The 1,117-nt window shown below is 32.0% G+C and carries 2 protein-coding genes; both read right to left on the bottom strand.

Annotated elements, in window-relative coordinates:
- Positions 1–65: 65 nt before the first annotated feature.
- On the bottom strand, positions 66–617 hold the full coding sequence (locus F564_RS0117780) for a hypothetical protein (protein WP_028123751.1): 552 nt from the start codon (positions 615–617) through the stop codon (positions 66–68).
- Positions 618–642: 25 nt separating this feature from the next.
- Positions 643–867: a hypothetical protein gene (locus F564_RS19715; protein WP_051259740.1), complete on the bottom strand. Its 225-nt coding sequence runs from the start codon at positions 865–867 to the stop codon at positions 643–645.
- Between the last annotated feature and the right edge of the window lie 250 nt (positions 868–1,117).

The following is a 1,117-nucleotide window of genomic DNA, read 5'->3' as shown; positions in this document are numbered from 1 at the left end:
ACTGAAATACAAAACTATTGAAGAGTTTAATAATCAAAACAAAATTTATCAAAATGTAGCTTAACTTATACTGGAATTTTTATTTGCATATCCACACCGCCTCCTTTATTCATTGCGTCTGAAAAAACATTTGGATTTATAAAACCTAAACTTCCTAGTTTTATACCGTAAAATGCTGAATAACCTGACGAAGAATAGAAAACAAATAAATACATCGTTAAAAGCAATGTTATAAATGCACCAATTATAAATGAAGAAGTGTCGCCCATTTCTCCTTCGCCGTTTCTGATGTCAATCTTTTCAAGCTCTAATTCTTCAATTTGCTTTTCTTTGTCTTCTTTAAAACTTTTATGAGTTGATATTTCAGCATTTGCATCGTGTTTTTTAGATTTTTCTGATTGAAGCTCCGCTTTTAGTTTTGAAATTCTATCCTTTAAGCCTTGTTCATCTAATTTTTGTTCCTCCAAAAATTGATCATAAACCTTATCGAGATAACCATCAATTCCGGCTGATTGTGATTGGGATTTCTGTGCTGATCTAAATCCATATTGCGAATAGGTGATTTTTCCCTTATCGGTATTTGTGTTGGATTGCCCATTCAGTATTTGTTCTTCCATTTAATTGAATTTATTATATTTTTTTCTATTTCTCTCTCATCACAAAACAAAACCCCGCATCCTCTGTATAGCAATAGCTTTGTTTTTTAAAATTATACACTATTGGCGCATTCATTTCAAGCTTCATGTAGTTCAGATAGTGGTACACCATTCTTTCAGACAGTTTGAGGTTTTCAGCCAGACTTTTCGGACTTCCCGCTTGCTGGATGTGTACCAAATTGTGTATCCTGATGATAATTCTAATGTCCATAGTGATGTGAAGCCAGTACAAGTCGCAATTTTAACACTATGTACTGCAATAATATTTCAGTGTATTGTTATTTCTTTGCAAACGTACAATGTATCGTAAGTGTTTTTTTACGGATATCCGTAAAAACTCTAACAATTTCACGAAAAAATACATTAATTACCCGTAGTGCATTATAAAAAAGGTTGCCTAAGTTACTAAAAATTAGTATATTGCATTGACTATCAATCAAATACAATTATGAGCAACCTTG

Source organism: Epilithonimonas tenax DSM 16811 (assembly GCF_000428485.1).
GTDB classification, from domain to species: Bacteria; Bacteroidota; Bacteroidia; order Flavobacteriales; family Weeksellaceae; genus Epilithonimonas; species Epilithonimonas tenax.
The sequence above is the reverse complement of the archived record's forward strand: the minus strand, read 5'-3'. Positions and strand labels throughout refer to the sequence as shown.

What these genes read in the sequence shown, in the direction of transcription:
- F564_RS0117780 (WP_028123751.1), bottom strand. Translation starts at nt 617, where the DNA reads ATGGAAGAACAAATACTGAATGGGCAATCCAACACAAATACCGATAAG.
- F564_RS19715 (WP_051259740.1), bottom strand. Translation starts at nt 867, where the DNA reads ATGGACATTAGAATTATCATCAGGATACACAATTTGGTACACATCCAG.